The organism is Corallococcus sp. CA047B (genome assembly GCF_003612065.1).
GTDB classification, from domain to species: Bacteria; Myxococcota; Myxococcia; order Myxococcales; family Myxococcaceae; genus Corallococcus; species Corallococcus praedator.
This window is the reverse complement of record NZ_RAWD01000414.1, coordinates 1-6962: the sequence shown is the minus strand read 5'-3', so window position 1 is coordinate 6962 and position 6962 is coordinate 1. Positions and strand designations below refer to the sequence as shown.

Annotated in this window: 4 protein-coding genes; 1 reads left to right on the top strand and 3 read right to left on the bottom strand. The window is 72.1% G+C overall.

Features of this window, described 5'->3' with window-relative positions; all coding sequences use genetic code 11:
* Window positions 1-1842, top strand: a 1842-nt coding sequence (locus tag D7X74_RS37470) for a DUF4185 domain-containing protein (protein WP_233602425.1), incomplete at its 5' end; no start/stop codon positions are given.
* A 9-nt stretch (window positions 1843-1851) separates the two neighbouring features.
* On the opposite strand, the gene mdcG is transcribed toward D7X74_RS37470, so the two are convergent.
* The 3 genes from mdcG to D7X74_RS37455 form a co-directional block, all read right to left on the bottom strand.
* Window positions 1852-2511: a malonate decarboxylase holo-[acyl-carrier-protein] synthase gene (gene mdcG, locus D7X74_RS37465; protein WP_120537774.1), complete on the bottom strand. Its 660-nt coding sequence runs from the start codon at window positions 2509-2511 to the stop codon at window positions 1852-1854.
* Between the two features lie 315 nt (window positions 2512-2826).
* The gene (locus tag D7X74_RS37460; RefSeq protein ID WP_233602424.1) at window positions 2827-4362 is read right to left on the bottom strand and encodes a hypothetical protein; all 1536 of its coding nucleotides are present in this window, start codon (window positions 4360-4362) and stop codon (window positions 2827-2829) included.
* Window positions 4363-4479: 117 nt separating this feature from the next.
* A complete protein-coding gene (locus tag D7X74_RS37455; RefSeq protein WP_120537772.1) occupies window positions 4480-6960 on the bottom strand; it encodes a ribonuclease H-like domain-containing protein in 2481 nt (826 codons plus the stop codon).
* Between the last annotated feature and the right edge of the window lie 2 nt (window positions 6961-6962).

Below are 6962 nucleotides of genomic sequence, written 5' to 3'. Positions count from 1 at the left end.
CCCGCGGGGGAGCTGCTGCCCAACCCGAACCAGACGCACTCCAACTACGAGGTGTACGGCACGGACCTGGGCATCGTCTGGGACAAGGGCGGCGGCGAGGTGTTCGTCCTGTTCGGGGACACCTTTGGCGCGGGCTGGTGCGGCAACGGCGGGTGTGGCGGCGGGTGGCGCAGCAACGTGCTGGCGCGCTCGGCGGACACCGCGCTGTCCAACGGGCTCACCTTCACCACGATGGTGCAGGACGGCACGCGGCACGCGAAGGAGATCCTCGCGTCGCGCAAGGTGGACAACGACGAGATGACCGTCATCCCCACCGCGGGCGTCACCGTGGGCTCGCGGCACTACATCCACTACATGTCCGTGAGGCACTGGGGGGAGCCGGGCCAGTGGATCACCAACCACGCCGGCATCGCGTACTCGGATGACAACGGGCAGAACTGGGTGAAGCACCCGTCCGCGCGCTGGCCGAACAACGCGTCCTGGACGAACCCCTTCCAGATGGCGGCCCTGGTGAAGAACGGCGGGTTCGTCTACCTGTTCGCCACGCCCAACGGTCGCTTCGGCAACGTGCACCTGGCGCGCGTTCCGGAGGGCGCGTTGCTGGACATCACCGCGTACCGCTATTGGGACGGCAACGGCTGGTCCACATCCCAGGCGGCGGCGCGGCCCGTGGTCATCGGCATCGCGGGGGAGTTGTCCGTCGCCTACAACGCGGCGCTGGGCCGCTTCCTGATGACGTACCTCAACGAGCACCGTCAGGCCGTCGTCCTGCGCGACGCGGGCACGCCGACGGGGCCGTGGAGCGGTGAGAAGCTGCTGGCCACCGGCGCGGCCTTCCCCGGCATCTACAACGCGTTCATCCACCCGTGGGGCAACAGCGCCACGGAGCTGTACTTCATCTCCTCGCAGTGGACGCCCTACAACACGTTCCTGCTGCGCGCGTCGCTCGCCGCCGACACGCAGGGCGACAACCTGCTGTCCGAGCCCGGCTTCGAGACGCAGGCCGCGACGCCGACGATGGCGCCCTGGTACCTCACGGGCGGAGGCGGCATCGACCGGGCGCTGGGCAACGCGCGCACGGGACAGGACAACGGCTTCGTGCGCGGCAGCAGCGGCTGGAACGCGCTCAAGCAGAGCGTCGTCGTGCAGCCCTACACGGACTACACGCTGAAGGGTTGGCTGCGCGCCTCGCCCAACAACACCCGGGGCTCTTTCGGTGCGCGTGCGGCGGGCAATGGCCCCGTCCTGGGGGAGTCGTCCTTCGGCGCGCTGGCGGCGTGGACGGAGCGCACCGTCACCTTCAACTCCGGCGCGAACACCGTGGTGGAGGTGTACGGCGGCGTCTGGGCGGACGCGGGCGACACCTGGGCGCAACTGGATGACGTGAGCCTCACGCGGGGCGCGAACCTCGTGGCGCAGGGCGGCTTCGAACAGCAGCCCTCCGGCACGGCCACCTCTCCCTGGTCCACGCTGGGCAAGGCGGGCATCGACCGGGGGCTGGGCTTTGCTCGCACGGGCGCGAACAACGCGTGGGTGCGCAACGACACGGGGTGGAACGCCATCAAGCAGGAGGTCGCGGTGACGCCGAACACGCGCTACACGCTGACGGGCTGGGTGAAGACGTCCGCCAACCAGAACGACGGCTACTTCGGCGCGCGGGGGCTCAACAACGGGCCCATCCTCAACGAGGCGCACCTCACGCAGGCCCTGGGCAACTACACGCTCCTGAGCGTCACGTTCGACTCCGGCCCGAACCACGCCGTGGAGGTGTACGCCGGGACGTGGGCGAACGCGGGTGACACCTGGCTCCAGGTGGACGACGTGGCGGTGACGCGGAACTAGCGATGCTGCTCAGGGCTCGGCGGGGAACAGCGCGCGCAGGTCCTTGAGCGTGCGGGGACAGGCGCCCCGGGGGCCGGTGACCCAGATGATCTCCGGCTCCAGCGCCAGCTCGCGCCAGGCCACCGCGCCGCCGTCGGGCAGCAACACCTCGCCGTCCAGACGCACCACCGAGTGCCGCCGCGACACCGCCTCCAGACCGAACAGCAACCGCTCCACGTCGGACCAGCGCGCGGGCGCGAACAGCAGGTCCACGTCCGACAGCGGCCTCAGGAACGTCACGCCCGTGCGCAACTGCCACGCCAGCGAACCGAACACGCGCACCGTGAGGTCCAACACGGTGCCCAGCGCGATGACGTCCTCCAGCGCGGCCTGCCACGTCGCGGGCGCGGTGGACCGGGCCTCGTGCACGGTGGGCGGCGGCAGCACGTGCACCACGGCCGACAGGGCCACGTGCAGCGCCAGGTGACGGCGGTCGGGCAGGGTGAGGCCCAACCGCAGCTCGTCGTCCCGGTCCGGCATGTCCTGGCGGGTGACGGTGAAGGGACGGCCGTGCTGCTGCCACTCCGTCACCATCCGGAGCACGTCCGGGTTCAGCGGTGAGCGCAGGTGCTCCGCCCAGTCGGCGCCCAGGGACACCCAGTCGTGCCGTACCGGACGCTCACCCGGCATCGACGATGGCCCCCTCTGCCGGGGCGGAACCCGGGCGTCCTTCCGCGGTGCGGGACGCGACGGCCTGGGTGGCTCGCGGAAGCGGAAGGAGGGGCGGGGGCAGGAAGGACATCACCTCCCAAGTCATTACCCGGATTCACGCCCCGGGTGGGGCCCAACCTGCACGCGCTGACGCGAGAGCGCCCGAGCAGGCCCCTGCCCGGCACATCTCCCCGGAAAACCGGGTGGGAGGTCGTGCGCACGGGCACGTCCTTCCATCGCGCGGAACGCTCCCGTGCCGGGCCCGACAAACCGGAGAGACTGCGCGAGGCGCGACTACCGGGGCAGCTGGAGGACCGGGCGCACGGCGCTCACGTGCTGCCGGCGCATGTCGATGAGGATGTCGTAGTTGCGCGGCTCGGGGGCCACGGGACCGGCGGCGAAGCGGTAGAGGCCGCTGACGTCCTTCTCCCGGGGGAAGCGCTCCTTCACGAGCGCCTTGAGCATCTCCTTGGCCACCCACTCCGCGTCCACGGAGACGGAGCCGAACTCGTCCAGGTAGTGGAAGGGCGCGGTGGAGTCCGCCTGCTTCGCGGTGAGGACGAAGACGCGCGGCTTCTGCGCCGGGACGACGAGGCTCGCGCCCTGCTCCATGAGCGCCAGCTCCCGCCCCTGGGGCAGGGCGAACAGCTCCAGGGACTGCACGTGCGCGAGGAACGCGCTGAAGGCCACGAAGACGCTGAGCAGCAGCGTGGCCATGCGCGGCCCATGCCGGGGCCAGACGGTGCCCAGGTTCACCAGGGACGCGGCGAAGAAGACGGCCCACACGCCGGTCAGCGCGTTGAGCGTGCGGTAGGTGGGCCAGCGCTCCCCGGCGAGGAAGCTCACCGAGTACGCCGCCGCCGACAGCGTCACCAGCGCCAGCAGCCACCGCCCCACGCCGGTGAGTCCCGAACGCCGGCCCTCCACCACCACGCCCACGCCCAAGAGCGTCAGCGTCAGCACCACCATGGCCCAGTAGCCGTCCATGTCGCCGGGGGCCTCGTTGAGCGCGGACAGGGCGAGCGCGTTGGGGAACACGTGCGTGAGCGCCCAGACGGTCTTGTCCACCCAGTGCTTCTCGAAGGACATCCGGGGCGAGGCCGTGAAGAGGCCCGTGGCGAACGTCACCCGGGTGACGGCGTACGCGAGCACCAGCCCCACGCCCATCACCACCAGGTGCTTCGCCATCCAGCGCGCGGTGTCCTTCAGGGACGCGTCGCGGCGCACCACCAGCGCCGCCGCCAGCAGCACCGCGTAGAACAGCCCGCTCACCTGGTAGATGAGCGTCGCGGTGGCCATGGCCCCCACCGCCGCCAGCGTCCAGCGCCACCCGTGCGGGGTCGCTTCCTCATGCTGGGTGATGGCGCGGCGGGCGCAAGCGAAGGACGCAAGCCCCAGCATCAGCGCCACCGCCTGCGGCCAGCAGATGCTCCAGTTCGCGATGACCTGCGCGGACGGCGTCAGCGTGAGAAATCCCGCGAGCAGTCCCGCGGAGCCCGTCTTCCAGCCTTCCTTGCGCAGCATCAGGAAGACCGCCGCCGCGAGCACGCCCAGCCCGCCGACACCCAGCAGCCGCAGCCCCATCAACCCGTCGATGCCGCCCGCCGCCTTCGCGGACGCCTCCAGCATCCAGCCGTAGAGCGGACGGCCCTGCGACGCGCAGACGCGGAGGATCTTGCCCGGCTCCTCGCGCGCCTCCCGCAGGATGGAGTAGTCGTCGCGCAGGCCGTAGCGGTGGACGATGGCGCTCGAATAGATGAGCCAGGGAAGCAGGAGCAGCATCGCCACCGTGCCGGGAACCACCAGCGCACGGGACGTGGGACGGGTCATCAACGAGAAGGCCATTGCGGTTGACGCAGTGTAGCAGAGCCCTCCCCACGACTCCCGGATGAACCGGGACACGCCAAGGTTCCAGTCACGCTGACAAACGCGGTGTTCCAACGACCTTCACGGAACGCCGTCTGGGTTTGCGGTGGCCTCGCCGAACTCCGGGCCCCGGGGCTCGCGCACCACGGTGAGCACGGGCCGGGACTCCGCCAGGGACGGCGTGAAGAGCGAGGGCTGGTCGGGATCCGCGAACACCGTGGCGAAGTCCTCCGCGGTGAGGCCGCGCGCGAGCCGGGCCGCGAACGTGTCCTTGAGCAGCCGCACGTAGTACTCGACGTCGTAGTCGCGCGGGTCGTCGCCGGCCGGGGCGCCAACCGCGACGCGGGCCGCGGGTTCGCCTTCCTCCGCGTCCGGTTCCAGCAGCAGGCCCGCGCGGCCGCCCGTCGCGCGGTAGATGCGCACGCGCTCGCCCAGGGCCCAGTGTTCGCGGCCGTTGGTGAGCAGCGCTTCGTAGGACAGCTCGCGCCGCTGCTTGCGCGTGGCCAGGTACTGCGCGGGCGACTTCGTCAGCCGCACCTGGGCCGTCACCTCGAAGGTGGGGACGTGGCGCCGCCTGAGCGCCATCACCGTGTCCACGTAGGTGTCCCGCACGGCGCGCACGTCGCCGGAGAGGAGGTGCTGGAGGGCGCGGCGCAGGAAGTCTTCGCCATAGGGCTCCGCGCGGCTGGAGCGGAACGCCACGCCGCGCAGGAGCAGCGGGCCGGTGTAGGGCTGCAGCGCGTAGTTCTTCGGCTCGTGCGACAGCATCGCGGCGTAGCGCCCGTCGAACTCCAGGCGCACGCGGGGCGGCAGCAGGGCCGCGACCTCCGACACCACCCGGCGCTCGTCGGCCTCCGTCCACGACTCCGGCACCGCGAAGTAGACGCCGTCCGTGTCCGCCTCCAGCAGCGTCACGCCCCGGCCCGCCAGCTCGCGGCACATCAGGCCCAGCACCTCGCGGCCGTGCCGCGTCACCTCGTTGGCGGCGTGCACGTCGGAGAAGCGCGTGAGGCCCACCGCGCCCAGGTAGCCGTAGGCGGAGTTGATGACGATCTTCATCGCCGCGGAGAGCGCCTCGTGCGTGTGGCGCTCCGGTGAGCCGGGAAGCGCCTTCTTCGCCTTCGCCTTGGCGTCCAGCCGCTGATCCACCAGCCGGTCCACCAGCGCGAGCAGCACGTTGAGCCGGTCGCGCTTCGGTCCAATCCGGTACTGGCGCATCAGCGACGGGTAGAGGCTGGCCACGTCCGCCTTCACCACGTGGTGCGCGACGCCGGTGGCGAACAGGTGCAGCGCAGCGCCGCTGTGGGACGTTCCGTCGCCGGACTCGTGCGCCGGGAGCGCCGCGCCTTCGCGCAGGTAGGCGCGCACCAGCAGCGGATCCAACACGCCGGTGGCCGGGCCCGCGTCCGCCAGCCGCTCGTACCGCCGGGGCGCCATGCGCGCGAGCGCGAAGGCCGCGCCGCCCAGCAGGTGCGCGAGCCCCGCCGCCTCCTTCACGTCGTCGCGTGCGTAGCGGCGCACCCGCTCCGGATCCTTCTGGAACACCTCGTACACGCGCGCGCCGGGGATGAGTTCGCGCTCGGGGCCCGCGAGCCCCAGGTGCCGCGCCACCGCCTTGAGTCCGTGGCCGGGCAGGTCGCGGGCGGAGAAGTCGTGCCGGCGCACGGCGTCCAGCGTGTCGATGAACTCTCGCCCGGGCACGGTGTAGCGCGCGCGGCGCATGGCATCCGCCTCGCGGCCTCCGGGCCCGCGTCCCAGCGCGGCGCCCCGGGCGGAGGGCCGGTGGCGCAACCCCGGCAGGCCCGCGCGGCCCAGCGCCAGCGGCACGTTGAGCCGCTTCGCGCGTTGGTCCAGGAAGGGCAGGTCGAAGCCGTGCAGGTTGTGGTTCTCCACCACGTCCGGATCCGCCTCCCGGATGCGCGCCACCAGCCGGCGCAGGAGGTCCGCCTCGCCCGCGTCGCCGTCCTCCGTCACCTCCAGCGTCTCCGCGCGGCCCTCCGCATCCCTCACCGCGACGAGGAAGATGCGGTCCGTCGCGGGATCCAACCCGGTGGTCTCCAGGTCGAACTGGAGCCGGCGGAGGTCATCGAAGACGAGGTCGCGGAAGTACGTGCGCCCGGTGGCGACCAGGTACTGCTCCTCCGGTGGCAGCACCAGCGCCGCGTGGGGGCCCAGGTCGCGCAGGTGGCCCACGCGCTGGCCCAGCCGCGACGACGCGCCCCGGAGCACCGCGGCCCCCAGCGCCCGGCCGTCGTCCGCGCTCACCACGTAGCGCAGCGCTCCGGGCCCTTCCAGCTCACGGAACGTCACCAGACCCGGTGCGGGTGGCACGCCCTCCGGCTGGAGCGCCGGGCCCAGGTGCTCCAGGTCCTGGAGCGACGCGAGCAGCAGCCAGGGCCGGTAGCGCGCGTCCTCGCGGATCCTCACGTGGGTGCCCGGCTGCCGCTTCCACACGAAGGCGCGCCCGTCCGGCTCCGCCCACACCGACACGATGCCCGGCGTGGTGTCCCAGCCCCACAACCACGCGTCCTCCTTCGGATGGGCCGGGGGTAGGGGGGCCATGG

Coding starts and splice junctions, on each gene's coding strand:
- mdcG (WP_120537774.1), bottom strand. CDS start 2,511: ATGCCGGGTGAGCGTCCGGTACGGCACGACTGGGTGTCCCTGGGCGCC.
- D7X74_RS37460 (WP_233602424.1), bottom strand. CDS start 4,362: ATGACCCGTCCCACGTCCCGTGCGCTGGTGGTTCCCGGCACGGTGGCG.
- D7X74_RS37455 (WP_120537772.1), bottom strand. CDS start 6,960: ATGGCCCCCCTACCCCCGGCCCATCCGAAGGAGGACGCGTGGTTGTGG.